Origin of the sequence: Oleomonas cavernae, from assembly GCF_003590945.1 — a bacterium.
GTDB lineage: Bacteria > Pseudomonadota > Alphaproteobacteria > Zavarziniales > Zavarziniaceae > Zavarzinia > Zavarzinia cavernae.
This window is the reverse complement of the sequence record NZ_QYUK01000011.1, coordinates 1,329,771-1,353,547: the sequence shown is the minus strand read 5'-3', so window position 1 is coordinate 1,353,547 and position 23,777 is coordinate 1,329,771. Positions and strand designations below refer to the sequence as shown.

The window sequence follows — 23,777 nt, the reverse complement described above, 5'->3', positions numbered from 1 at the left end:
AATGGTGACGTGCTACACATCAATGGGCATCCATTGTGCTGTCCCCGGGGAGGATACGTCAATGAGCCTGATCGCCGAGACACCCATCAACCTTCTGGCCAGTCAGCGGGCATCCGCGCTGATCGACCATGCCGACGGCGGCCTGACCTATTACCTCCGTGCGCCGGGGGGCGTGACGAACGCGGTCGCCGTCGGCGAGGACGGCCAGGCGCTGGGTACCCCGGCACCGGTTTTCTCCGGCTCCTACGATTATCTGCTCGGCCTGGCCGACGGGTCGGTGGTCGCCTTCAACGAATATTACGATGAAGAACATATTCACGCGGATCTTGAATATTATTACCTGATCGAAGAGGCGTACCGATTTGGCAGCGGCGATCCGTTCGCGGAAATCTACTATACTATGTATGAATACAGTTACGAAGAAGATGGCGAAGGGAATTGGGTAGAGCTCCGTGAATATTTTGACCTCTTGGACCAGGATTTTGCCGGTTTCGAGAGCACCGCTTACGTAACCACCTTCAATGAAGAATACACAGCACACCGCTACACCAACACGGGCGACGAGCTAATCAGCGACAACAACCTTGTGATGATCTATGGCGGCGCCGAGGGAAGCCAGCACGAACTCGTCCTGGACTCCTCGACGGTAAGCGCTGCGTCACTGCTATGGCGGCCGGACGACAGGGTGGGGGCGCTGTGGGTCGATGCGGCGAGCGCCGCTGATTTCAAAGTCGCCTTCGCCCTGATCGACGACACCGGCACGGTGATCCGCACCCGGTCCCAGATCATCGACCAGGCGCAGGTCGAGGGTACGCCCGCCCTCACAGACTTCGGAACGGTCGACGCTGCCCTCCTCCCGGACGGCGGCATAGCCGCCGCCTTCGAGATAAATGGTGCTGTCTACCTGGGGCAATTCACTGCCGCGCTCGATCTTGCCGGAACGGTCATCGCGGTCGACGCTGGCAGCCCGCGCGAACTCGTGGAATTTGCGGCACTGCCGGGCGGCGGCCTGGCGGTGGCGACTGCCGTGCGCGCGGCAAGCGGCCTCGGCGCGACCCTGTATCTCCACGCCTATGACGAAGCCCTGAACCTGTCGGGCCCGGCAGTGTCCGTCACCGTCGGCAGTTGGGGACAAGTGCGCACCGCCCCCGGCTGGGCGGATCTGGCCATCCTCGACAACGGCAGCCTCCTGCTGTCCTGGACCGATACGGCGAGCAACACCACCTATAACCAGGTTTTCAGCCTGGAAGGCACGACCGAAAGCGGTGGCACGGGCGCGGACACGCTGACAGGCGCCACGTGGAACGACAGCCTGTCGGGCAATGGCGGCAATGACGTGCTCGCCGGTGCCGGCGGCAGTGACACGCTCCAGGGTGGCGATGGCAACGACCAGCTCATCGGTGGCCTGGGCCCCGACACGCTGGACGGTGGGGCCGGCAACGACATCGCCCGCTACGACACGCGCGTCACGCTCAACCTGGGCGATGCCAGCAAGAACACCGGCGAGGCCATCGGCGATGTCTTCATCTCCATCGAGCAGATTCGTGGTTCTGCCGGGAACGATCGCCTGGACGGCGATGCCGCGGCCAATGTGTTCCAGGGCCGCGAGGGCGACGACGTGCTTTCGGGTGGCGGCGGCGACGACCTGCTGGTCGGCAATGCCGGCGCCGACCGCCTGCGCGGCGGGACCGGGGCCGATCAGTTCCGCTTCGATCGGCCGACGGATGGGGCCGACGTGATCGCGGATTTCACCGCCGGCCTCGACAAGATCGCGGTTCGCGCCGGCACCTTCGGGATCGATGCCATCACCCTGGTCACCGGGGATGCGCCCGCTCCCACGGGCGCGGCAGCCGTGTTCCTGTTCTCGACCAGCACCAGTATCCTGTCGTTCGACGCGGACGGGAACGGCGCCGGGGCGGCAGTCGTCCTGGCCGACCTGGCGGGCGTGCACGCGCTTTCAACCGGCGATTTTCTCCTGATCGCCTGATCCGGGACCGGCTTCAAGGCTGGTTGGCCGGATCGCCCTGGGGCCGGTTGGCGGTTCCTGTCTGGAGCAGGCTGGCGACCAGGGGTTCGAGTGTCTTCAGGCGCGCCTCGGCAGCGACCGCCCGGTCGCGCACCTGGGCGAGGTCCCCTTTGACGATATCGCGGCCGACTTCCGCCGCTTCCAGCTCGGCCTGAAGCTGGCTTAGCTGATCGGCCAGTTTCTCGGCCCGGCGTTCGGCCTTCATCGCGCCGGTGCGCGCCTTGTCGACTTCGCCGAGCGCCGCTTCCTCGCGGGCAAGGCTGCGCATCCGGTCGGATTCAGCCAGGACCAGGGCGGTTTCCGCCTGGGCGCTGCCCTGTCTCGCCACATCAAGTTCACGCTCCAATGCCTTGATCCGGCCGGCATCCCGGTCCGCCTGGTCGGTCAGCGCCGCGACCTGGCCCCGCAGTTCGGCCTCCCGGCGCTCCAGCGCCATGAAGGCATCGTCGCGCGCCGCCAGCGTCGCCTCCAGCCGCTCGACCCGGGCGGCCTCGGCCACCGCCTTGGCCCGCTCCTCGATCAACTCCCCCTCCAGCCGCTCGAACTCAGCCGACAGTTCGGCGAGTTCGGATTCGAAGGTGGCGGCCTTGGCCTCCGCGCCGGCGATTTCCGCCCGCCGGCCGGCGGCTTCCCGCGCCGACAGGACGGCGAACCATTCCTCGGCAAAGCGCAGGACCCGGTCCCGGTCCTCGGGGTTCAGGGCCACATTGGCCGGGGCGGGCCCGCCGCCCTCGCCCTTCCAGCGCCGTACATGGCGCAGCAGCGTATCCATGCTGCCGCGGCCCAGACGCTGGCGCACGGCGCGGACCGTAACCGCCCCATCGCCGCCATGATCGCGCAGCAGGGTACAAGCCTCTGCCACATCCTCGAAGGTGACCGGGTGCAAGGGGATGGGTGTCGATGTCATGACCGCCGCCGTTATGTTATTTGTTATATATCATAACATAACAAATGCCGGGTCACCATGGAAGATCGATCGGAACTGCCGGTGATTGCGGGGATTTCATGCTAGACGACCGGGCGGGTTATCCTCGCCGACGACTCACAGGCCTTATTTTTCAAGGTGCCGCGATGCCTCGACTGCTCCATTTCGCCCGCGGATTGACCCTGGCCGGCGTGCTTGCCGCCGCTGTCGTGCCGGGGGCCCTGGCCCAGGACGACGAGGCAACGACACCGCCGTCCCAGCCACCGTCCCCACCGCTATCCCTGCCGCCACCGCTGGCGATGCCGCCCGCCCTGGCGGAAAGCGAGACGGTGGGGGACTGGGCGCTGGAAGTCTACAAGCTGCCGGGCCGGGAGGATGCGCTGTGCGTCATCAGCCGGACCTATGAAGACGGCCATCGCCTGGGCTTCATCCTGGGATCGCGCGGCCGCAGCCTGCTCTACGGCGCACCGACCCTGACGCTCAAGGAAGGGACAAGCCTGGACTTCGGCTTCTCGGTCGACGGCCGCCCGGCCCTGGGCGTCGCCGGACAACCCTACGATCCCAACACCATCATGACGGCCTTCCTGCCGGGGGTTGAGGGCCAGCAGTTGTTTATCGTGTTCAGCAAGGGCGAAGCCGCCATCATCGGCTCCAAGGCGTTGAAATTCCATACCGAACCGCTGTCGCTGGCTGGCGCCGCCGAGGCGATCGTGGCCCTCGAGGCCTGCGCCAAGGATAACAATATCCAGGTCCAGGAGGTTGCGGCCGCGCCGCCGCCCGCGGCTCCGGCCAAGCCGGCCGCGCCGTCGCCCGGCGCCGCGGTTCCCGGTTCAAGCTTTGCCGGCGCCGGCAACGATGGCAATGCCGACCAGGGCCTGGCCGATCTTTCGGTCCCCGGCCAGACGCCCGCCCCCGCGCCCGCGCCGGCAGAGCCGCCGCCGCCGGTACCTGGCGCGCAAGCCGCGGTGACCCCGCCGCCGGCCCCCGCCGCCCCGGAGGCCGCCGCACCGGCCGCGCCGGCAAGCCCCGCCGACAAGGCGATCCAGAATGCGATTTCGGCCGAAGCGAAAAAGCGCAAGGCCGGCGTCGGCTATGCCATCGCCATGCCCAAGGATGTGACGGGCGACAAGCTCGACGACATCGTGCTCCTGTTCGTCCTGCTCGAAGGCAAGGAACGCAGGGGTTACGTCACCGTCCTGAAGACGACCGGCCCCAACAAATTCACCCAGTTGAATACGCTGGCGCTGGGCGGCGTGCCGACCAACGACCCGCCGGTGTTCACCAACACCGGCATGGTCATCTCGCTGGTTTCCGGCGATCCGACCAAGACCAAGGAGGTCGAGGTCCTGATCACGGCCAAGGCGCTGAAACTGAAGAAGTAACGCCCCGGGGGAGCACGGGGGGGCGTCACGACGGCTCGTCGAGCCGCTCCCCGCGGGCCTTCTCGACCGCCTTGGCCAGCAGTTCCTCGATCCGGGCCATGCGTTCTTCCAGGCGGGCCATGGCCGCCTCGACCGCTTCCAGGCGCAGCAGGAACGGCTCGTCGGGGATCGGCTTCGCCACGCTGGTCCCCGCCCCGGCCCGGAGGGCGATTTCATCGGCCGATACCGCCAGCAGGGCGGCGAGAGTCGCCACCTCCACCGGCTTCAACTCCCGCTGGTCCTTGAACAGTGCCTCGACCGCCGCATCGTCCAGGCGCAGCGCCGCGCCGACCGACGCGCGGCCCAGCCCCAGCAGGGCCAGGCGCTTGTCGAACCACGCGGCGTCGAAGAACAGGGCCATGGGCTGCCTAGACCGCTGCGCCGGCCGCCTTCAGCCGGGCGATTTCATCGGCGGCAAAGCCCCAGTCGGCCAGGGCCTGGTCGGTGTTGGCGCCGGGCGTCGGCGGGATCGCCGGCAGGTCGGGCCGGGTGCGGCTGAAGCGCGGGGCCGGGGCCGGCTGGACATGGCCGTTCTGTTCGAAATAGGTGCCGCGCGCCACATTGTGCGGGTGCCGGGGCGCTTCCAGCAGGGAGAGGACGGGCGCGAAGCACACATCGGTGTTCTCCATGATCGCGCACCATTCGTCGCGGGTCTTCTGCTTGAAGACCGCGGCGAGCTTGTCCTTCATTTCGGGCCAGCGGCCGATATCCATCTGCATGCCGAACACCGCCGGGTCCAGTGCCGCGAGGCGCAACAGCTCGGCATAGAACTGCGGCTCGATCGAGCCGATCGAGACATGCTTGCCGTCGCTGGTCTCGTAGGTGTCGTAGAAATGGGCACCGGTGTCGAGCATGTTGACGCCGCGCTCGTCGCGCCACACGCCCTGGGCCGAAAGGCTGTACATCATGGTGCCCAGCACCGCGGCGCCGTCGATCATGGTGGCATCCACCACCTGGCCCTTGCCGCTGGTCTTGGACTCGAGCAGGGCCGAAACCAGGCCAAAGGCGAGGAACATGCCGCCGCCGCCGAAATCGCCGACCAGGTTGAGCGGCGGCACCGGCTTGCCGCCCGCATGGCCGATGGCATGGAGCATCCCCGACATGGCGATGTAGTTGATGTCATGGCCCGCCGCCTTGGCCATCGGCCCATCCTGGCCGAAACCGGTCATGCGGCCGTAGACGATCTTTGGATTGCGCGCCAGGCAGACGTCGGGACCCAGGCCCAGCCGCTCCATCACGCCGGGGCGGAAGCCCTCGGTGATGATGTCGGCCTGTTCGACCAGCTTCAGGATCGCCTCGATGCCCTCGGGCTTCTTCAGGTCGAGGGCCACCGAGCGCTTGCCGCGGTTGAGGAAATCGAACTTGGGGTCGAACAGGCCGCCGCCGCCGGCCCGGTCGATGCGCACCACGTCGGCGCCCATGTCCGCCAGCAGCATGGCGCAGAACGGACCCGGCCCCAGGCCGGCGATCTCGATGACCTTGACACCCTTCAACGGCCCCATGATTTTCCTCCGGTGTTTTAGTGTTCCGTTTAAACCGTGGGGAGCTTTTTAGCCCGTGACCGGCGTTGCCGTCACGAGCATTATCACGCCCGCATGACCGGAGAGTGAGATGACGTCGCGCCAGCCTCTCGAAATAATTTTGCAGGTCGAGACGCTTTATGCCCAGCGGGGCGCCGCGCCCTATGAGGGCGGCGAATCGGTGAGCCAGCTTGCCCACGGCCTGCAAGCCGCCGCCTGCGCCGCGCGCGCCGGTGCGGCCCCCGGCCTGGTTGCCGCCGCCTTGCTCCACGACATCGGCCACCTGATCGACCCCAAGGGCGAACGGGCGGCCCTGGAAGGCTATGACGCCCGCCACGAAGACGGCGGGGCCGATCACCTCGCCCCCTGGTTCGGCGACGCCGTGACCGTGCCGATCCGCCTTCACGTGGCGGCCAAGCGCTATCTCTGCGCGACCAAGGCCGGCTATTTCGAGCGCCTGTCGCCGGCGTCCGTCCGCAGCTTAGGCCTGCAGGGCGGCCCGATGTCGAACGACGAGGTGGCGGCGTTCGAGGCCGGCCCGTTCTGGAAGGACGCCGTGCGCCTGCGCGTCTGGGACGAGGAGGCCAAGGTCGTGGGCCTGGAGGTGCCGGCCTTCGCCCACTACCGCGACCTGCTGACCGCCCTGGTCCGGGTGTGATCGCCATGGTGCCGGCCCGCTTCAACATGGCGCGCTACTGCCTGGATCAGCACCCGGCCGCGAAGATCGGCCTGATCGTGGCCGGCGCCCATGACGACGAGCGCTGGACCTACGGCGCCCTGAAGGATGCGACCTTGCGGGTGGCACAGGGGCTGTTGTCGCTGGGCCTGGTGCCGGGCGACCGGCTGATGATCCGCATGGATAACGACACGGCCTATGCCCTGGCCTATTTCGGCGCGATCGCCGCCGGCATCGTCGCCCTGCCCTCCTCCGCGCAACTGACCGCCGCCGAGGCCGGCTTCCTGCTGGCGGATTCGGGCGCCCGGGCGATCGCCGTGGGCGACAGCCTGGCCGATGTCGCGGTACCGGATGGTGTCATGAGCATTTCCGCCCAGGCCATCCGCGCGATGGCCAAGGACGGCCCCTTGGGCGACTTCGCCGACACCGCGGCCGACGATCCGGCCTTCCTGGTCTATACTTCCGGCACCACGGGCAAGCCCAAGGGCGTGCTGCACGGCCAGCGCCACGCCTGGGGCCGCCGGCCCATGTACAAGGGCTGGTACGGCATCGGGGCCAGCGACGTGGTGCTCCATGCCGGGGCCTTCAACTGGACCTATACGCTGGGGGTCGGCCTGACCGATCCCTGGGCCAATGGCGCCACCGCCTGCCTCTATAACGGCCCGCGCGATGCCCACGTCTGGCCGCGCCTGATCGAGCGGTTTCGCGCCACGATCTTCGCGACCGTGCCCGGCCTCTACCGCCAGATCCTGAAATACGGCACGCCGGAAGCCTTCGACCTGTCCAGCCTGCGCCACGGCCTGACCGCCGGCGAGGCGCTGGCCCCCAGCGTGCTGGAGGCCTGGCGCCAGACCGTGGGCACGGAACTCTACGAGGCGCTCGGCATGTCCGAGATCTCGACCTATATCAGCCAGTCGCCGCCCGGCCCCGCCCGGGCCGGCTCCCCCGGCCGGCCGCAGCCTGGCCGCAAGGTGGCAATCCTCGACCAGGTGACCGGCGCGCCGCTGGGGCCCGACGAGATCGGCCTGCTGGCCGTCCACCGCAGCGACCCCGGCCTGATGCTGGGCTATTGGAACCGGCCCGACGAGCAGGCCCAGGTCCTGCGCGGCGACTGGTTCGCCGGCGGCGACCTCGCCCATCTGGACGGCCACGGTTACATCTGGTTCCACGGCCGCAACGACGACCTGATGAATGCCGGCGGCTACCGGGTCTCGCCCCTGGAGGTGGAGGCGGCCCTGGCCGGCCACCCGGCGGTGGCCGAGGTGGCGGTGGCGGAACGCCGCGTCTCGGACGCGCTTTCGGTGATCTGCGCCTATGTCGTGGCGCGCGACAGCGCCACCATCGACAAGGCGGCGCTGATCGACTTCGCCGGCGAGCGGCTGGCGGCCTACAAGCGGCCCAAGGATGTCGTGGTGGTCGACAGCCTGCCGCGCACCGCCAACGGCAAGGTCATGCGCCGGGCCCTCGCCGCCCGGCCCTGACCTCACCGCCCCAGCCACCCGCCAAGGCGCCCGCGCAGGCCTCGCGGCCCCGCCGGTTCAAGCCCCAGGGCCGCGGCCAGGCGGCGCAATTCTTCCGTGATGCCGCTGCCCAGGACAGCCTTGGCGATCCGCGCGGCCGAGCGGTTTCCTTCGCCCAGCGACCGGGCAATGAGAGCGACAACCAGCATTACCGGATCGAGCTTCAACTGTGTCGCCAGGTGGGTCACGTCGGGCCGCACCGCCGCCACCCCGATCAGCAGGGCGATTTCACGACCCAGCCCCGAAACGTCACCGGCGACGAGTTGCCCGGGCGAGCGATCCCAGTCGATCATCCCGGCGGCCGAAGACAGGTCGAGCGGCGCTGACAAAGACCGCACTTCCTCCCGCAGCATATCCGGGGGGGCGGAAGAGTAGCTGGCGGCGCTGGGCGACTTGGCGCGCACCATTCGCGCCATGGGGGCGGGAGCGGCAGGTGCGGCCAGCGCGATCTTGCGGGTTGCAGGAAGGGTTTCCTGCACCGCCCCCGCCTCGTCGACCAGCACCAGGCTGGTCAGGTGCGTGACCAGCCCCTCGGCCTGCGCCAGCGCGGCCGCTCTTTCCTCGTCGAGTGCAGGCAGGGCCAGGCCCGCGGCGACCGCGGCCACGGCCCGCCCCTGCGGGCCGGCACCCGTTGCCGCCAGCCAGTCCGCCTCGAGCAGGGCATTGCCCCGGACGGCGCGGATGTGTTCGGCATCGCCGACCTGAACCGGTTCGGCTGCTAAGCGGAGGGAACCAATGGCAGCGGCAAGCACAGCCGCAATGTCATCGGGCGAGGCGACGAAGATGTCGCCGCCCGTCAGGGCCGCGAGGTGCCCGACATTGGCTTCCAGGCTGTCGTGCCCGATCAAGAGCACCGTGATGCGGCGTCCCCGCCGTGCCAGTGCCTGCACGTCGAGCGCGTGGCTCAGGCCGTCGGTGAGGAGCAGGATGTCGCGCATCCGGCTACCGGCCATGGCGCCCGAAAGCGCGCCGCCGATCTCGGTGCCGCCCCTGGGCTCGCCCAGCCGGGCGACAAGGTCCCGAAGCGGCTGTCCCGCACCGACGTGCTCCAATTCATTGTCGAACTGCCACAGGTCGATCAGGTCAGCCTCGCCCAGCATGTCGGCCACGGCGGTCAGGCCACGGACCACCGCGTGATGCTTGCCCCCGCCCATCGAGCCTGAACGATCGACCAGCACGGCCACGTTCAGCAGCGCCTCTCCCGGTCCGCACGGCGTGATGCGCAAGGCAACCTCCCGTCCGTCGGCCGCCCTGCCCCGCAGCATCCCGAGCATCATGCCGGTCACGGCGAGGTCGATGGGGGCATTCAGGGGCACCCGTGCCTGGCCCTCCGCCAGGCTGCCGCCGGCCAGGCTGACCGTGCCGCTGCTGCTGCGGACGGAAATATCCGCGTGCTGCAACGGGCCGCCGGCCAGCAGGTCGTCGGAGTCGGGCAGGCGCGAACGGCCGTAGATGTCGCCCACGGTGAGCGGGATGCGCAGCCGGGCACTGTCGCCCACGAAGCGCAGCGTGATCGCCCAGGTGGCCTTGACCGTGATCTCAGCACCCGGTGCCACATGGGCAACCGAGAGCATGTGGACGCCGCGCAGCACTTCCTCGTGCAGCACCGCCGCCTTGCCCCGCTCGATCGCATCCTCGTAGGCCTCGCGCGCCGCGCTGCGCCGCTGGGCGCGAGCCTTCAACAGGCGGCCGTCGATCAGGGCCTCGAGGTCGAAGAGCACCGCATGGACGGGAACCGGAAAGGTGATGGTCGCCTCGATGCTCTGGGCCTCGTCGTTGCGGAAGACGCGAGAGGTCACCACCGTCGCCAGGCCGCCGTCGATGTCAACGTCGAACCGTGTCGAGACCAGCGGGACCGGGCGCCGGTCCCGGTGGTGAAAGCACCGGCAGCGAAGGCGCCAAGAGGATCAATCGTGCCGGGCATCGTGGGCATGGGCCTGTTCCTTGAAAAGGTCGGTGAGGAGCGAGCGGAGTGTGTCGATGACCGGCTGAACCGGCGCGCCGGTCGCCAGAAGCGACGGGTCGACGACAAGGGTGATGCCCGGCGAGACCGGAAACGGCACGCCTTCGCGAGACTGCAGCAGAAGCTTGATGGCGGCCGGCGGAAAGCCGAGATCCCGCAGGCGAACGTATCTGTCGATCGCCGCGACATGATCGTCGCCGTATTCGGCATTCGAGCGTCCGCCCCTGGGCGGCGGGATGAACCCTTCGGCAATGAGATAGCGGACCTGTCGCTCCGCTACCCCTGCGCGTGATGTCAGCTCTCGAATATGCATGGTCAGCCCTTTCGACACGAATTATGTCGAAATGCCCGGCCAGCGCAAGTTCTTTTTACAAAGACTATGTCGAAAGGCTTCGGTCAGCGACCGGCCAACCACCAGCTCATGCGCCGGGCGCTCGCCGCCGCCAATTGCTGAGCACCACGCTCACCACGATCAGCAGGGCGCCGATCAGGCCCAGCAGCGGGATCCGCTCGCCTGCCATGCGGCCGATCATGCCGGCCCAGATCGGCTCGGTCGCATAGATCAGGGTGGCCCGGGTCGGCGAGAGCTTGCGCTGCGCCCAGTACATCGCCAGGTGGATCACGACGCTGCCCAGGCCCAGGCCCCCGGCACAATAGAGCAGCACGGGCGAGATCGCCGGCAGCGCCTCGCCCATCGGCACCATGCCGGCCAGGGTGAATACCGCGATCGAGGCAAGCTGCACCACCGAGACCCGTGTCGCGTCGAGCTGGCGGGTATAGGCGCCGATCAGGATGATCTCGGCCGCGATGATGGCGGCACTGACCACCGTCATGATCTCGCCCGCAGTGAACTCGAGGGCTGCCGCCTTGGGGCCGGCCAGCAGGGTCAGCCCGACGAAGGCCAGGCCGATGCCGGCCCAGGCCAGCGGGCGTGGCGGCTCGCGCAGGAAGATCAACTGCATCAGCGGCACCATGGGCACGTAGAGCGCCGTGATGAAGGCCGACTTGCTGCTGGGAATGGTCTCCAGCCCGATCGCCTGCAGGGCATTGGCGATGGCCACGGCAGCGCCGGTCAGCAGGCCGATCTTCCATTCCAGCGCGGTGATGCCGCGCAGCCGCGGCAGCGAGACGGCGATCAGCACCAGGGCGGCGATCGTGTAGCGCAGCCCCTGGAAGAACAGCGGGCCCGAGACGGTCAGCGCCGTCTGGATGATCCAGAACGAGGCGCCCCAGATGAAAGTGACGCCCAGCAGGACGACTTCCGGCAAGCGGCCGCCGGCATTGGCATCCCAGCGGCTGGGGACGAGGGGACGATCGGTGCTGGACATGGTCTTGAAGCCACTCAATCTGCGCAGTATACTGCTCAATGGTTAGTGCAATATACTGCGCATAATGGATCGTCAACCCCCTGTTCTCCTCCACCTCGCCAGCAACCTGAAACGCCTGCGCCAAGCCGCCGGCATCAGCCAGGAGGTGCTTGCCACCCGCTCCGGGGTCAGCCGGCGCATGCTGGTGGCGATCGAGGCCGGCGACAGCAATGTGAGCCTGCAGACCCTCGACAAGATCGCGGCGGTGCTGGGCGTCCTGCTGCCCGACCTGATCGTGGCGCCCGCCACGGTCGGCCAGCCGACCCTGGCCTGGCGCGGCGAGAAGCCGGGCAGCGAGGCCCACCTGCTGGAAACCGCCCCGGCCACGCGGCTGGCCGAGATGTGGGCCTGGAGCCTGGCGCCGGGCGAGCACTACCAGTCGGGCCCGGACCCGGCCGGCTGGCATGAAATGGTCGCGGTGATCGCCGGCACCCTGACCATCGAGTTCGATCACGGCCCCGTCACCCTGGCCGCCGGCAAGTCGACCGCCTACCGCTCGGACCGGGCCTTTGCCTTCGTCAACAAGGGCACGGAACCGGTGCGGTTCATTCGTAACGTGGTGATGTAACCATGGGCAACAGTCCCCTGTCGCACTATCCCTTCGCCCAGGCCTGTGCGGATCTGGATCCGGCGTGGCTGCGGGTCCTGGAAGCACCCGCGGCAGCGATGGATCCCACCTATCTGCGCGGCCTGGAGGCCGCGGACTGGCTGCCCGGCGCCCCGCTGATGCTCTCGCCCCTGCGCAAGGTGGCGCCCCCGGCCGTTACCGCCGTGCTGATGGGCGAATCCCCCTACCCCCGCCGGCAATCGGCGATCGGCGAATCCTTCAACGACGGCGCGGTGGGCTCGATTTGGGGCAGTGAGGGCCTGGCCAAGCCGGTCAACAAGGCAACCAGCCTGCGCAACATCATGAAGATGCTGCTGGTGGCCGAAGGCCTGATCTCCCCCCTGGCGACCGCAATGGAGATCGCCGCGGTGGATCGCCGCGACCTGGTGGTGACGCTGGAGGACCTGTTCGTGCGCATCCGCGCGGCCGGCATCCTGTGCGTCAATGCGATCCCGGTGCTGACCGCCAACAAGGCCCGCGATGCCAAGCAATGGCGTGGCTTCATGGACCTGTTCCTGGCCAACCTGCACCGCCTGGCCCCTGACGCCACCCTGCTGCTGTTCGGCAATTTCGCCAAGGACCTGGGCACCGTCGCCGGCGCCGCCGGCTGGAACACGATCGCCGCCGAGCATCCCTACAACGTGTCGTTCATCAACGATGTCGCGGTGCTCGGGTTCTTCCGCCCCTGCACCTGCTGCGGCGATAACCCCAAGCGTCATCCCGGCGAAGGCCGGGATCCATTGTGACATCTCGTGCTGCCCCAGAATGGATCCCGGCCTTCGCCGGGATGACAGCGGTGGTTTCACATCAGCAACTGCCCGTCATCGACATTGACGATCGAGCCGGTCATGAAGCCGGAGCGCGGGTCGAGCATGAGCGAGATGATACCGTCCAGGTCCTGGACCTCGCCGATGCGCCGGCGCGGGAATTTTTCCATGAATTTCTGGCCGGGTTCCGACTGGAAGAATTCGGCGTTGATCTCGGTCTCGATATAGCCGGGGCAGATCGCGTTCACGTTGATGTTATGGCGCGCCCATTCGATCGCCATGGTCCGGGTCATCTGCACCACCGCGGCCTTGGAGATGCAATAGATGCTGAGCATAGGCAGCACGCGCAGCCCGGCGATCGAGGCGATGTTGATGATGCGCCCGCCCTCCTTGCGCTCGATCAGGCGCCGGCCGACCTCCTGGGCCATGAAGTACACCGCCTTCACATTGGTATTCATGATCCAGTCGTAGTTCTGCTCGGTCTCGCGCTCCACCCTGGTGCCGCCGCCGACACCTGAATTGTTGACCAGTCCCCACAGCGCGCCCAGCGCCGCCTCGGCCTTGTCGACCGCCGGCGCGATCGCCGCCAGGTCGGTGACGTCCAGCGGCACCGCCACGGCCTCGATGCCCGAGGCGGCCAGTTCGTCGACCAGCGCGGTCAGCCGTTCCACCCGGCGGCCGGAGACGGCCAGCTTGGCGCCCTGGGCCCCAGCACCTGGGCAAAGCGGCGGCCGAAGCCGGAGGTGGCGCCGGTGATGAAGATGGCCTTGCCGGCCAGCGGCTTTGCCGGATCGAACGTCGACATGGTCATAAATTTCCTCGTTTCCTGCTGCGCAACGCACTTGCCCCATCCCAAAAGGCAAAGCAAGGATGCTCGTGGCCAAAAAAACCGACGAAAGGGAGAGAAAAACATGAGCATGCAGGAGCTTGCGGCAATCAGGGCGGCGCTGGCCGCCATCCCCGACCGTGCGGAACTGGCGGTCGAGGAAACCCGCCAGCTTTACGAGCAACTGGCCGCACCCCAGATCGAGGGGGATCAGACGCAAGCCGAGGCGGTCGATCTGGGCGGCATCGCCGCCGAATTCTCGACCCCGCCGGGTGCGGCCACCGATGCGGCGATTCTCTATCTCCATGGCGGCGGCTATTGCCTGGGCTCGCTCAACACCCATCGCCGGCTGGTGCGCGACCTCGCCCGCGCCGCCCAGGTCTGCGCCCTGGCGGTCGACTATCGCCTGGCCCCGAACACCCCTTCCCGGCCGCGGTCGAGGATGCGGTCGCCGCCTATCGCCACCTGATCGGGCGGGGGATCGAGCCGCGCCGGATCTGCATCGCGGGCGATTCCGCCGGCGGCGGCCTGACCATCGCCACCATGCTTGCCCTGCGCGACCAGAACCTGCCCCTGCCCGGCGCCGGCTTCTGCATCTCGCCCTGGGTGGAACTGGCCAACAACCTGCCCTCGATGGCGGCCAAGAACGATGTCGACCCGATGGTGACCAAGCCGCGGCTGGACCAGATGGCGGCGATCTATGCCCTCGACCGGCCGCTGTCGACGCCGCTGCTCTCGCCGCTCCATGCCGGCATGACCGGCCTGCCGCCGGTGCTGATCCATGTCGGCTCGGCCGAGACGCTGCTCGACGATTCCGTCCGGCTGGCCGGCGTGCTGGGCGCCGCCGCCGTCGAAACCAGGCTGGAAATCTGGCCTGAAATGATCCATGTCTGGCACTTCTTCGCCGGCATGCTGTCCGAGGGACGCGACGCGATCACCTCGGCCGGGGCCTGGATCGGGAGCAAGATCGCCGCATGACCGATATCCGGATCGAGATCGTCTCCGACATGGTCTGCCCCTGGTGCTGGGTCGGCAAACGCCGCCTCGACCGGGCGATGGCGGAGCGGCCCGATCTGGAGGTCGAGCGGGTCTGGCGCGCCTACATGCTGAACCCGGACATGCCGCCCCAGGGCGTGCCGCGCGACGCCTATCTTGGCGCCAAATTCGGCGCCGAGAAACTGGGCCGCCTGCACGAGCCGCTGGTGGCGATCGGCGGGGACGAAGGCATCCCCTTCGACTTCCAGGCCATCGCCAAGATGCCGTCGAGCCTCAACGCCCACCGCCTGGTGCGCTGGGCCCGCACCGCGGGCGTGCAGGCGCCCCTGGTCGAGGACCTGTTCGACCGCTACTTCGCCAGGGGTGAGGATATCGGCGATCCGGCGGTACTGGTCGAGGCCGCCGGCGCGGCCGGCATGGACACCACCATCGTCGCAGAGTTGCTGGCCGGCGACGGCGATGTCGAGCTGGTGCGCAAGGAAGACACCCTGGCCCGCCAGATCGGCATCCAGGGCGTCCCCACCTTCATCATCAACGGTAAATGGGCGGTGGTGGGGGCGGAGCCGACCGAGCACTGGCGGCAGCTACTGGCGCGGGTCGCGGCGGGCGAGGATCTGGCGGCCGGTGAGTGAGGTCGCGGACAACGTGGGCCTCACAGCCTGTCCGCTGCCGCCAGTGCCGCTGCGATGGTCTTGAGGGCAATCGCCATGGGGATCGGCACCGCGCCTTCTGCGACACCGGTCAGCCGCATGGCGCCCAAGGCCTCGTACCAAGCCGCCACCCGCTCATTCTTCGCATCGATATAGAGGGCAACGCCGCCAACCTCGCCCGACACCCGCAGACATCGCCGGCCCGCCGCCAGCAAGAGCTGACCACCCAGGCCACGGCCTTGAACGCTCAGGTCGGTTGCCAGGCGCGCGAGGCGGTAACCCGGCACATCATGCCGCGGCAGGCCCTTGCGGAGATTTTCAGGCATTTGATCGTAACGCGCCACCGCGGGGGCAAGGCTGTAGAATCCCAGAATCCGCGCATCGGCATCACTCACCGCGACGAAGGTCTTGGCACCGCCGCTTTCGTGATTCTGGCGCGCGAACTTCAGCAGGTAGCGGTTCAGATCGGCATCGCCGCAATCGAAACCATCACGCGGGTGCTCCTTGGCGATGGGCTCCTCGCGCCAAGCGGGAAGCGTCATCGACGCTCCGGCAACGCCTTGGCCGCAGCGAGCAGCCTGTCGTTGGGCGGCGGCGGATTGTCCAAGAGGTCGAGCAGGCGCTTGTAGTCGCGTTCCGAAACCTTGAGCACCTCGGCCGCCTGGATCACCGCTTCCGCTTCCCGCAGCGCCGACTGCATGACGAAATTCGTCAGGTCGGTATTGCGCAGCGCCGCCGCTCGGACGAGCTTCTCCTTGACCGCAGGCGAAACCCGCAGGTTCATCCTTTTGTTGTCGTCAACGGCCGCGCGAGGCATGGGCCCTCCGGATATTGCCTGGTCCATCGTACTTCTTGAAAGAGTACGAATTCCAGCCGCCAACTTCAAGGCCCGCGCACTTCCGGGGAGCCGCAACCGCCGTTCACGACCGTTTCTGCGTAAACAACGATTCGAAGGCGCGTTCTGCTTCCCGCCTTCCCTCTTCTGTCAGGATGACGGATTTCGTGCGGCTCGCAGGGGCCGAAATGAACCCTTTCTGATGGAGGCGATCCATCGCATCCCAGTCGAATGTCTTCCACACCCGGTCCCCGTCATGGAGGCCGAGAAGAAGCAGGCCCAAGACAGCCTCATCGATACGGTCGGCCGAAACCGGTGGGGCCTCGCCCTTCTTCGCGTCTGATTTTTTCATCGACGGTCTCTTCTTCACCATCATTGCCTCATCGGGATCATTCTCGATCCGCAGACCCCAATCAATCGAGGGATCGCGCAGGCTCAGGGGAATTCGTTGGATGATCGGCAAGATTGACGGGGTCGAGTTGGTCGGCGCCCATCTGCCGGAATTCGGCAAATATGTTCTGGTATCCACGGCAACGATTTAACACGATTGAGTATAGTTTCCTTGGATTTGCGGTATTTCCGTTTGTCGAATAAAGGCTTAGACCATGAATCTGCTTTCAATAAATGAACGCCTGAAAGGAAGAGATTTTAAGCTTTGGGAGTATCAACCCAGCTTGGGGTCAATGTTGATTCGAAGCTCTACGGAATTGAATGGGCAGCCTTCTGATGTTGGAATGGATATATTAATCAGAGGATTGTTGTACGCGGAATGCCCTTTGAGCTACGGGAAAATTGCGCTTGATAGAGCCAATGAACCTGAAATAGAGCGAGTTGAAAGCTTAATTGGTAGAAGAGTAGAGCATGGGGCTGCGTTGGTTATTGTTAATACACGGGCTCGATTTATGTTGTTTGCGGCCTTGATAAGGATTCAAGAACACACTGGCTACTTGAGTAAATCTCCCCTGTTTTCTGATATCGAAGCAGAATGGGAGGAGTACAAAGGGAAATTTCCGGAATTAGATCATTAATTTATTAATTTTTGAGTTTCTGCGGAGTTCTGGGGGACACGATATCTAATCTCCAACACTCCAGGATAAATTGCCCGCCCCATCCCACCTCACGCCAACTCCAGCTTGATCGTCCGGCCCACCGCCTTTGCGGCTCTCGTGAGCATGCCGAGCGTGACGGAATCATTGTCGGGATCGAGAAGCCGGTCGAGCTGCGCGCGGCTTGTGGAAAGGCGGCGTGCCATCTCCGCCTTGGTGATCTTCCGCTCTTCCATGATTTTGGCGAGTTGCCACGCGATCACGCGTTTGACGGCGATTTCCCGCGTTTCTTCGGCAATTCCCTGCTCTTCCAGGAAGCTGTCGAAGGTTGCGCCAAGGCGGCCCTTTTCGACTTTCTCGGTCATCAGTCCAACCCCTTCATCCGTTTGACGGCGATATCCAATTCGCGGTCCGGCGTTTTTTGGGTCTTCTTCTCAAATCCATGCAACAAGGCCATATGGCCTTCATGGATACAGAACAAAACCCGCGCAATCCGGCCGCCGGGCACGCTGCTGCGCACTTCCCATAGCCCTTTTCGACCCGATATCGGACGGCATATCGGCATGCCCATCGGCCAGCCGAATTCCACGGTCTGAATATCCGTGCCGATGATTTTTCGATCCTCGGCCGACAGCGACAGCAACCACTCCCGCACCGGAGCGCCGCCGTTTTCACTCTCGAAAAACCTAGCCGGCAGGCGCTTGGACGATTTTGGCATTCAGGCTATGTACCAAAAATGGTACGCAACGTCAATTTGAAACAAACTCGGATGGTCGAATGCCTGATCAGCGCCGGCCGGTATTCGCGGGCATGGCCTTCGGGGTGGGCTTGGCGGTAGCCGCCGGCGCCTGCTGATCCGCCCCCGCATCCGCGATTTCCGCCAGGCGCAGGACCATGTGGAAGGCGCCTTTCAGGCGCTTGCCCAGGTCGGTCCAGTCCTGCAACCAGACCAGTTTCTGATCCGGCCGCAGCTTCACCGTGCCGGCGGATTTGGACAGCCAGGCGACCAGGCCGGCCGGGTTGGCGAAGGCCTGGTTGCGGAAGGTGACCGTGCCACCCTTGGGGCCGGCGTCCAGCTTCTCGATGCCGGCGCGCTTGGCCAGCGCCTTCATCTCGACGATGGTGAGCAGGTTCTTCACCTCGTCGGGCAAGTCGCCGAAGCGGTCGATCAGTTCGGCGGCGAAGCCATCGATCTCCGCGCGCACTTCCAGGCGCGAGACCCGCCGGTACAGGGTCATGCGCAGGTCGAGGTCGGCGACGTAACCTTCCGGGATCAGGACCGAGGCGCCGACATTGATCTGCGGCGACCATTCGCCGTCGCTTGCCAGATCCTCGGCCCCGCCGGCCAGGCGGGCGTTGGCGATCGCCTCCTCCAGCATCTCCTGGTAGAGCTCGAAACCCACCTCGCGGATGTGACCGGACTGTTCCTCGCCCAGCAGGTTGCCGGCGCCGCGAATGTCGAGGTCGTGGCTGGCGAGGGTGAAGCCCGCGCCCAGCTCGTCGAGGGTTTGCAGCACGTCGAGGCGCCGCTCCGCCGTCACCGACAGCTTCATGCGCGGCGCTGTCGTGAGATAGGCGAAGGCGCGGTTCTTGGAACGGCCGATGCGGCCGCGGATCTGGTAGAGCTGGGCCAGGCCGAACATGTCGGCCCGGTGCACCACCAGGGTGTTGGCGGTCGGGATATCCAGGCCGGACTCGACGATGGTGGTGGACAGCAGCACGTCGTATTTGCCGTCGTAGAAGGCGTTCATCACGTCTTCCAGTTCGCCCGCCGGCATCTGGCCGTGGGCCTTGATGAACTTCACCTCCGGCACCTCGGCGCGCAGGAATGCCGCCGCATCGTCGAGGTCGACGATGCGCGGCACGACATAGAAGGTCTGCCCGCCGCGGAAGTGCTCGCGCAGGATCGCCTCGCGCAGCACCACGGGGTCGAAGGGCATGACGAAGGTGCGCACCGCCAGGCGGTCGACCGGCGGGGTGGCGATGATCGAGAGTTCGCGCACGCCCGACATGGCCAGTTGCAGGGTGCGCGGGATCGGCGTCGCGGTCAGGGTCAGGACGTGGACATCGGCGCGCAGTTGCTTCAGGCGTTCCTTGTGGTTGACGCCGAAATGCTGCTCCTCGTCGACGATCAGGAGCCCTAAGTCCCTGAAGGCGATGGTCTTGCCGAGCAGGGCATGGGTGCCGATGACGATATCGACATCGCCGGCGGTCAGCGCCTTCCTGGTCTCGCTCGCGTCCTTGGCCGAGACCAGGCGCGAGAGCTGTTCCACCCGCACCGGCAGGCCGGCGAAGCGCTTGGTGAACGTATTGTAGTGTTGGCGGCACAGCAGCGTGGTGGGGGTGACGACCGCCACCTGCTTGCCCGACAGGGCAGCGACGAAGGCGGCGCGCAGGGCCACCTCGGTCTTGCCGAAGCCGACGTCGCCGCACACCAGGCGGTCCATCGGCTTGCCGCTGGTCATGTCTGACATGACCTCGGCGATGGCTTTCAACTGGTCCTCCGTCTCCTCGTAGGGGAAACGGGTGCAGAATTCCTCGTAGAGGCCGTCGCTGACATCGAGGCGCGCCGCGGTCTTCAGGGCACGGGCCGCGGCCACGTCGATCAGGTAGGTCGCGATCTCGCGGATGCGGCGCTTCAGCTTGGCCTTGCGCGCCTGCCAGGCGCCGCCGCCCAGCTTGTCGAGCTGAACCTCGCCCTCCCCCGAACCATAGCGCGACAGAAGCTCGATGTTCTCGACCGGCAGGAACAGCTTGTCGCCGCCGTCATAGGTCAGGTGCAGGCAGTCGTGCGGTGCACCCGTAACCTCGATGGTCTTCAGCCCCTCGAAGCGGCCGATGCCGTGGTCGACGTGGACGACCAGGTCGCCCACACCCAGGCTCGTCGCATCGGTCAGGAAATTGTCGGCGGTCTTGGACCGGCGCGACGAGCGGATCAGCCGGTCGCCCAGCAGGTCCTGCTCGGTGACGACCGCCATGTTGTCGGTCTCGAAACCGCGGTCGAGGGCGACGATGGCCAGCGCGACGCAATTGGCCGGCAGGTTGCCGATCCCCTTGGCGCTGTCGACCGCGGCCAGCGGCTCGATCCCGTGTTCGCGCAGCACCAGGGTCAGACGATCGCGCGAGCCGGTGGTGGTCGCGGCGATGACCGGCCGCTTGCCCTGTTTGACCAGGGCCGCCAGATGATCGCCCAGGGCATCGTAAGGATTGCTGCCCTGGGTGCGTTCGGGCGCGAAATCGCGGCCATGTTTGCCGCCCAAGTCGAGGGCGGCCTTGGGCGCGGCGAAGGGCTCGAAGACGCGGACGCGGCGCCGGTTCAAGGCCGCGTCGAGGCTGCCACCGGTCAAGTACAGCAAGCCCGGCGGCGACGGCTTGTAGATGGTGCCGGACATCGAGGCACCCTTGGCCTCGCGGGCAGTGACACGGGCGGCGTGGTAATCGGTGATCAAGCCCAGGCGGGCCTCGACGGCGGAGTCGAACTGGGCGTCCTGGGTGACGATCGCCTCGGGGCAATAGTCGAGGATCGAATCCAGCCGGTCATAGAACAGGGCCAGCCAGTGCTCGACACCGGCATGGCGCCGCCCGGCCGAGACCGCCTCGTAGAGCGGGTCGTCATCGGTTACGGCGCCGAACAGCTCGACATAGGCCTGGCGGAAGCGGCGGATCGCCTCGGCCTCGAACGGCACCTCGGCAGCGGGGATCAGGGCGATCTCGCTCGCCGTGCCGGTGGTACGCTGGGTCGCAGGGTCGAAGCGGCGGATCGCCTCCAGGCTGTCGCCGAAGAAATCGAGGCGATAGCCCTCCTCCTCGCCCGGGGCAGGATATCGACGATACCGCCGCGCACGGCGTATTCGCCCGCCTCGGTCGCCGTGCCCGATTTGGCATAGCCGACCCTGCCCATGTATCTGGTCAGGTGGTCGATGGGCAACTCGTCGCCCACCTTGGCGCGCAGGGTCTCGGCAGCGATGGCCTGGCGCGGCGGCAGGCGCTGCAGCGCCGACTCGACCGAGGCGATGACCACCCGGCCGCCCTTGGTTGCCTTGGGATAGGCCAACCGGCTGAGCACTTCCATGCGCCGGGCCACCACTTCCGCCCCGGGCGAGACCCGGTCATAGGGCAGGCAATCCCAGGCCGGCAGGACCAGCACCTCGAGTTGGGGCGCGAAAAAGCGCAGGGCCGCGACCAGGGCCGGCACCCGCGCCTCGTCCCGCGCCAGGTGCAGGACATCGACGCCGGCCGCCATCTGGGCGATCGCCAGGGCGTCGACCCCTTCAGGGGCGCCGGCGATGGTCAGCCGCGGCCGATCATCGAGAATTTTGCCGAGCGAAATCACGGCCGGGGCTGGTATCTGAACTTCAAGAGAAGCTCGAGCACGTCGGAGCGGACCCGCTCGGGCGCCGCCACCCCGCCCGTCAGCCAGGCGTAGATGTCCGGATCCTCCTCTTCCAGGAGTGCCTCGTAGCGGTCGAGCTGGGCTGCGTCGAACCCGCCGACATGGGCATCGGCAAAGCTGCCCAGGATCAGGTCGGTTTCCTTGGTGCCGCGATGCCACGAGCGGAAGCGCAGGCGCCGGCGCGCAATGTCCAGGTCTTCAAGCATCGCGGAGATATAGTGCGCCCCGCGCCGCCTGTCACGCCCGACCGGCCGGTTTCAGGGAATGCCCAGCTTGCGTTTGCGGGCGGTGGCCCAGGCGGCGATCAAGCGGTCGGCGGTGATGCCGAGGAAGGCGATGGCGAGGCCCGCCACCAGGCCGTCGCCCGGTTCGGCCTTGGTGATCGCCATCTGTACCGCCTTGCCCAGGTCGTTGGTGCCGATCAGCGAGGTCACCACCAGCATCGACAGGGCCATCATGATCACCTGGTTCACCCCCAGCATGATTTCCGGCAGGGCATAGGGGATCTCGACCTTGAACAGGATCTGGCGGCGGGTGCAGCCGTCCATGGCGGCCGCCTCGATCAAATTGGGCGGCACGCGGCGCAGGCCGTGGTCGGTATAGCGGATCGCCGGCACGATCGAATAGGCCACGACCGCGAACAGGGCCGAGACGTCGCCCACCCGGAACAGCATCACCACCGGCAGCAGATAGACGAAGCTGGGCAGGGTCTGGAGCGTGTCGTTCATGTTTTCCAGGAAGCGGTGCCAGCGGTCGGAATGGGCGCCCAGGATGCCGAGCAGAACCCCCAGGACGACCGCGAAGGCGGCCGAGATGCCGCACAGATAGACCGTGGTCATGCCCCGCTCCCACATTCCGGTCAGCGGGATGAAGGCGAGCAAGGCGACCACCAGCAGGGCCAGCCGGCGCCCGCCCAGGCGCCAGCCGATGGCGCCGACCAGCAGCAGCATGGCCGGCCAGGGAAAACCGATGAGAAATTCCTTGAAGGGTTTCAGCAGGTTCAAGACCAGGAAGGTGCGGATCGCGTCCAGTTGCTCGAACATGTTGAGGTTGATCCAGCGCACCAGATCGGACCAGATCGCGCCGGTCGACAGCCGCGCGCCCTTGGGCAGCTCCTCCAAAACCGGCACGAACACCGACAGCAGGGTGAAGCCGACCAGCAGGCCCAGCCCGAGGCGCAGGCTCAGGCGCCGGCGGGCCGGGTCGAGGCCGCGGCGCGGTGCTGCCGCCGCCTGGCTGTAGCGATCGAGCACGATCGCCAGCGCCACCACCGCCAGGCCGGTCTCCAGGCCCGGCCCCAGGCCGTTGGCGATGCGCAGGGCATTGAGCACGTCGAAGCCCAGGCCGCCCGCCCCCACCATGGCGGCGATGATCACCATGTTCAGCGACAGCATGATCACCTGGTTGACGCCGACCAGCAGCCCCTTGCCGGCCGAGGGCACCATGATCTTCCACAGGATCTGGCGCGACGATGCCCCGGCCATCAGCCCGGCTTCCGCCAGTTCGGGCGCCACGCCGTCGAGCGCGATCATGGTCACCCGGGTCATCGGCGGCATGGCATAGAGCACGGTGGCGAAGATACCCGAGACCGGGCCGACGCCGATCAGGAACATGATCGGCACCAGGTAGGCGAAGGTCGGCACCGTCTGCATCAGGTCCAGCAGCGGGACCAGGGCCTGGCGCAGGCGGGGCGAGCGCCAGGCGGCAATGCCCAGCAGCAGGCCCAGGCCGATGCCCAGCGGCACCGCGATCACGATCATCGACAGGGTCAGCATCGCCCCGTTCCACTGGCCGAACAGCGCGATGTAGCTGAGCGAGACGAAGCCGACGGCGGCCAGCCCCCGGCCCCCCAGGGCCCAGCCCCAGACCGTCATGGCCAGGATGACCCCTGCCCAGGACAGGCGCGGGAGATGCACGTCGCCCAACGTGACGCCGTCGAAGAAGATCGCCTTGGCGAGATCGAGCGGCCAGGCCATGACCGCCGCCATGGCGCGGGTCATTTCCTTGAAGGTGAACAGGCCGAAGCTCAGGTCCTTCACCAGCCAGTTCAGGCCGTCGCGGATCCAGACCGACAGCGGCACTTTCCAGGCATCGGGGAAGACTTTGGCCCAGGGCAGCGCCTCGGGCGCCAGGTAGGGAATGACGGCGAGGACGAAGATCAGGCCGTAGATACCCGACCAGTCCTTGGCCCGCGGCGGCGCCACATAGGATCCGCTGAAGGTAACGTCGGTCATGGCAC

Annotated in this window: 23 protein-coding genes and 2 pseudogenes; 9 read left to right on the top strand and 16 right to left on the bottom strand. The window is 66.9% G+C overall.

Features of this window, described 5'->3' with window-relative positions; translation table 11 throughout:
- Positions 1 to 61 precede the first annotated feature (61 nt).
- A complete protein-coding gene (locus D3874_RS10195; protein WP_158595927.1) occupies positions 62 to 1,987 on the top strand; it encodes a calcium-binding protein in 1,926 nt (641 codons plus the stop codon).
- Positions 1,988 to 2,000: 13 nt separating this feature from the next.
- Here the strand turns inward: D3874_RS10195 and D3874_RS10190 are convergent, their stop codons facing one another.
- Positions 2,001 to 2,933, bottom strand: coding sequence for a DNA-binding protein (locus tag D3874_RS10190; RefSeq protein WP_119777992.1), 933 nt, complete (start codon positions 2,931 to 2,933; stop codon positions 2,001 to 2,003).
- Between the two features lie 164 nt (positions 2,934 to 3,097).
- Here D3874_RS10190 and D3874_RS29215 point away from each other — a divergent pair, with 164 nt between their 5' ends.
- Positions 3,098 to 4,333, top strand: coding sequence for a hypothetical protein (locus D3874_RS29215; protein ID WP_199699011.1), 1,236 nt, complete (start codon positions 3,098 to 3,100; stop codon positions 4,331 to 4,333).
- A 25-nt stretch (positions 4,334 to 4,358) separates the two neighbouring features.
- Here the strand turns inward: D3874_RS29215 and D3874_RS10180 are convergent, their stop codons facing one another.
- The gene (locus tag D3874_RS10180) at positions 4,359 to 4,733 is read right to left on the bottom strand and encodes a DNA-binding protein (RefSeq protein ID WP_119777990.1); all 375 of its coding nucleotides are present in this window, start codon (positions 4,731 to 4,733) and stop codon (positions 4,359 to 4,361) included.
- Positions 4,734 to 4,740: 7 nt separating this feature from the next.
- Positions 4,741 to 5,874 carry a CaiB/BaiF CoA transferase family protein gene (locus D3874_RS10175; RefSeq protein WP_119777989.1) on the bottom strand — a complete coding sequence of 378 codons (1,134 nt, stop codon included), beginning with the start codon at positions 5,872 to 5,874 and terminating at the stop codon, positions 4,741 to 4,743.
- A 109-nt stretch (positions 5,875 to 5,983) separates the two neighbouring features.
- On the opposite strand from D3874_RS10175, the gene D3874_RS10170 reads away from it, so the two are divergent.
- Complete coding sequence (locus D3874_RS10170; RefSeq protein ID WP_119777988.1) at positions 5,984 to 6,550, top strand: phosphonate degradation HD-domain oxygenase; 567 nt, start codon at positions 5,984 to 5,986, stop codon at positions 6,548 to 6,550.
- A gap of 5 nt (positions 6,551 to 6,555) precedes the next feature.
- Positions 6,556 to 8,049, top strand: coding sequence for an acyl-CoA synthetase (locus D3874_RS10165; RefSeq protein ID WP_119777987.1), 1,494 nt, complete (start codon positions 6,556 to 6,558; stop codon positions 8,047 to 8,049).
- A gap of 2 nt (positions 8,050 to 8,051) precedes the next feature.
- Here the strand turns inward: D3874_RS10165 and D3874_RS29210 are convergent, their stop codons facing one another.
- The 3 genes from D3874_RS29210 to D3874_RS10150 form a co-directional block, all read right to left on the bottom strand.
- Positions 8,052 to 9,938, bottom strand: coding sequence for a VIT domain-containing protein (locus tag D3874_RS29210; RefSeq protein WP_199699280.1), 1,887 nt, complete (start codon positions 9,936 to 9,938; stop codon positions 8,052 to 8,054).
- Positions 9,939 to 9,995: 57 nt separating this feature from the next.
- The gene (locus tag D3874_RS10155; protein WP_147385612.1) at positions 9,996 to 10,382 is read right to left on the bottom strand and encodes a helix-turn-helix domain-containing protein; all 387 of its coding nucleotides are present in this window, start codon (positions 10,380 to 10,382) and stop codon (positions 9,996 to 9,998) included.
- Positions 10,383 to 10,470: 88 nt separating this feature from the next.
- Positions 10,471 to 11,379 carry a DMT family transporter gene (locus D3874_RS10150; protein ID WP_119782237.1) on the bottom strand — a complete coding sequence of 303 codons (909 nt, stop codon included), beginning with the start codon at positions 11,377 to 11,379 and terminating at the stop codon, positions 10,471 to 10,473.
- A gap of 64 nt (positions 11,380 to 11,443) precedes the next feature.
- On the opposite strand from D3874_RS10150, the gene D3874_RS10145 reads away from it, so the two are divergent.
- Positions 11,444 to 11,986: a helix-turn-helix domain-containing protein gene (locus tag D3874_RS10145; RefSeq protein ID WP_119777984.1), complete on the top strand. Its 543-nt coding sequence runs from the start codon at positions 11,444 to 11,446 to the stop codon at positions 11,984 to 11,986.
- Between the two features lie 2 nt (positions 11,987 to 11,988).
- On the top strand, positions 11,989 to 12,771 hold the full coding sequence (locus tag D3874_RS10140; protein ID WP_119777983.1) for a uracil-DNA glycosylase family protein: 783 nt from the start codon (positions 11,989 to 11,991) through the stop codon (positions 12,769 to 12,771).
- A 56-nt stretch (positions 12,772 to 12,827) separates the two neighbouring features.
- Here the strand turns inward: D3874_RS10140 and D3874_RS10135 are convergent, their stop codons facing one another.
- On the bottom strand, positions 12,828 to 13,463 hold the full coding sequence (locus D3874_RS10135; protein ID WP_199699010.1) for an SDR family oxidoreductase: 636 nt from the start codon (positions 13,461 to 13,463) through the stop codon (positions 12,828 to 12,830).
- Positions 13,451 to 13,603 carry a hypothetical protein gene (locus tag D3874_RS29205; protein WP_199699009.1) on the bottom strand — a complete coding sequence of 51 codons (153 nt, stop codon included), beginning with the start codon at positions 13,601 to 13,603 and terminating at the stop codon, positions 13,451 to 13,453. Before D3874_RS29205 ends, D3874_RS10135 begins: the two co-directional genes overlap by 13 nt.
- Here D3874_RS29205 and D3874_RS31955 point away from each other — a divergent pair.
- A pseudogene (locus D3874_RS31955) lies at positions 13,548 to 14,596 on the top strand (alpha/beta hydrolase). The gene D3874_RS29205 and the pseudogene D3874_RS31955 sit on opposite strands and share 56 nt — an antisense overlap.
- Positions 14,593 to 15,246: a DsbA family oxidoreductase gene (locus D3874_RS10125; protein WP_119777981.1), complete on the top strand. Its 654-nt coding sequence runs from the start codon at positions 14,593 to 14,595 to the stop codon at positions 15,244 to 15,246. The pseudogene D3874_RS31955 and the gene D3874_RS10125 overlap by 4 nt, the downstream one beginning before the upstream one ends.
- Before the next feature lie 20 nt (positions 15,247 to 15,266).
- On the opposite strand, the gene D3874_RS10120 is transcribed toward D3874_RS10125, so the two are convergent.
- From D3874_RS10120 to D3874_RS10110, 3 genes are all read right to left on the bottom strand, one after another.
- A complete protein-coding gene (locus D3874_RS10120; RefSeq protein ID WP_119777980.1) occupies positions 15,267 to 15,806 on the bottom strand; it encodes a GNAT family N-acetyltransferase in 540 nt (179 codons plus the stop codon).
- Complete coding sequence (locus D3874_RS10115; RefSeq protein ID WP_119777979.1) at positions 15,803 to 16,081, bottom strand: type II toxin-antitoxin system TacA family antitoxin; 279 nt, start codon at positions 16,079 to 16,081, stop codon at positions 15,803 to 15,805. The genes D3874_RS10120 and D3874_RS10115 overlap by 4 nt, the downstream gene beginning before the upstream one ends.
- A 103-nt stretch (positions 16,082 to 16,184) precedes the next feature.
- Entirely contained in the window at positions 16,185 to 16,562 is a 378-nt protein-coding gene (locus tag D3874_RS10110; RefSeq protein WP_199699008.1) for a DUF6429 family protein, read from the bottom strand.
- Positions 16,563 to 16,704: 142 nt separating this feature from the next.
- On the opposite strand from D3874_RS10110, the gene D3874_RS27925 reads away from it, so the two are divergent.
- Positions 16,705 to 17,127 (top strand): hypothetical protein, encoded by a 423-nt coding sequence (locus D3874_RS27925; protein WP_147385611.1) that lies wholly within the window; start codon positions 16,705 to 16,707, stop codon positions 17,125 to 17,127.
- An 89-nt stretch (positions 17,128 to 17,216) separates the two neighbouring features.
- On the opposite strand, the gene D3874_RS10105 is transcribed toward D3874_RS27925, so the two are convergent.
- The 5 genes and pseudogenes from D3874_RS10105 to D3874_RS10085 all read right to left on the bottom strand — a co-directional run bounded on the left by D3874_RS10105 (position 17,217) and on the right by D3874_RS10085 (position 23,772).
- Positions 17,217 to 17,510: a helix-turn-helix domain-containing protein gene (locus D3874_RS10105; RefSeq protein WP_119777978.1), complete on the bottom strand. Its 294-nt coding sequence runs from the start codon at positions 17,508 to 17,510 to the stop codon at positions 17,217 to 17,219.
- Positions 17,510 to 17,863 carry a type II toxin-antitoxin system RelE/ParE family toxin gene (locus tag D3874_RS10100; protein ID WP_119777977.1) on the bottom strand — a complete coding sequence of 118 codons (354 nt, stop codon included), beginning with the start codon at positions 17,861 to 17,863 and terminating at the stop codon, positions 17,510 to 17,512. The genes D3874_RS10105 and D3874_RS10100 overlap by 1 nt, the downstream gene beginning before the upstream one ends.
- A 67-nt stretch (positions 17,864 to 17,930) precedes the next feature.
- A pseudogene (mfd, locus tag D3874_RS10095) lies at positions 17,931 to 21,046 on the bottom strand (transcription-repair coupling factor).
- Between the two features lie 428 nt (positions 21,047 to 21,474).
- Positions 21,475 to 21,744 carry an FAD assembly factor SdhE gene (locus D3874_RS10090; protein ID WP_119777976.1) on the bottom strand — a complete coding sequence of 90 codons (270 nt, stop codon included), beginning with the start codon at positions 21,742 to 21,744 and terminating at the stop codon, positions 21,475 to 21,477.
- Positions 21,745 to 21,795: 51 nt separating this feature from the next.
- Entirely contained in the window at positions 21,796 to 23,772 is a 1,977-nt protein-coding gene (locus D3874_RS10085; RefSeq protein ID WP_119777975.1) for an ABC transporter permease, read from the bottom strand.
- Positions 23,773 to 23,777: the final 5 nt, after the last annotated feature.

Coding starts and splice junctions, on each gene's coding strand:
- D3874_RS10195 (WP_158595927.1), top strand. CDS start 62: ATGAGCCTGATCGCCGAGACACCCATCAACCTTCTGGCCAGTCAGCGG.
- D3874_RS10190 (WP_119777992.1), bottom strand. CDS start 2,933: ATGACATCGACACCCATCCCCTTGCACCCGGTCACCTTCGAGGATGTG.
- D3874_RS29215 (WP_199699011.1), top strand. CDS start 3,098: ATGCCTCGACTGCTCCATTTCGCCCGCGGATTGACCCTGGCCGGCGTG.
- D3874_RS10180 (WP_119777990.1), bottom strand. CDS start 4,733: ATGGCCCTGTTCTTCGACGCCGCGTGGTTCGACAAGCGCCTGGCCCTG.
- D3874_RS10175 (WP_119777989.1), bottom strand. CDS start 5,874: ATGGGGCCGTTGAAGGGTGTCAAGGTCATCGAGATCGCCGGCCTGGGG.
- D3874_RS10170 (WP_119777988.1), top strand. CDS start 5,984: ATGACGTCGCGCCAGCCTCTCGAAATAATTTTGCAGGTCGAGACGCTT.
- D3874_RS10165 (WP_119777987.1), top strand. CDS start 6,556: ATGGTGCCGGCCCGCTTCAACATGGCGCGCTACTGCCTGGATCAGCAC.
- D3874_RS10150 (WP_119782237.1), bottom strand. CDS start 11,379: ATGTCCAGCACCGATCGTCCCCTCGTCCCCAGCCGCTGGGATGCCAAT.
- D3874_RS10145 (WP_119777984.1), top strand. CDS start 11,444: ATGGATCGTCAACCCCCTGTTCTCCTCCACCTCGCCAGCAACCTGAAA.
- D3874_RS10140 (WP_119777983.1), top strand. CDS start 11,989: ATGGGCAACAGTCCCCTGTCGCACTATCCCTTCGCCCAGGCCTGTGCG.
- D3874_RS29205 (WP_199699009.1), bottom strand. CDS start 13,603: ATGACCATGTCGACGTTCGATCCGGCAAAGCCGCTGGCCGGCAAGGCC.
- D3874_RS10125 (WP_119777981.1), top strand. CDS start 14,593: ATGACCGATATCCGGATCGAGATCGTCTCCGACATGGTCTGCCCCTGG.
- D3874_RS10120 (WP_119777980.1), bottom strand. CDS start 15,806: ATGACGCTTCCCGCTTGGCGCGAGGAGCCCATCGCCAAGGAGCACCCG.
- D3874_RS10115 (WP_119777979.1), bottom strand. CDS start 16,081: ATGCCTCGCGCGGCCGTTGACGACAACAAAAGGATGAACCTGCGGGTT.
- D3874_RS27925 (WP_147385611.1), top strand. CDS start 16,705: ATGAATCTGCTTTCAATAAATGAACGCCTGAAAGGAAGAGATTTTAAG.
- D3874_RS10105 (WP_119777978.1), bottom strand. CDS start 17,510: ATGACCGAGAAAGTCGAAAAGGGCCGCCTTGGCGCAACCTTCGACAGC.
- D3874_RS10100 (WP_119777977.1), bottom strand. CDS start 17,863: ATGCCAAAATCGTCCAAGCGCCTGCCGGCTAGGTTTTTCGAGAGTGAA.
- D3874_RS10090 (WP_119777976.1), bottom strand. CDS start 21,744: ATGCTTGAAGACCTGGACATTGCGCGCCGGCGCCTGCGCTTCCGCTCG.
- D3874_RS10085 (WP_119777975.1), bottom strand. CDS start 23,772: ATGACCGACGTTACCTTCAGCGGATCCTATGTGGCGCCGCCGCGGGCC.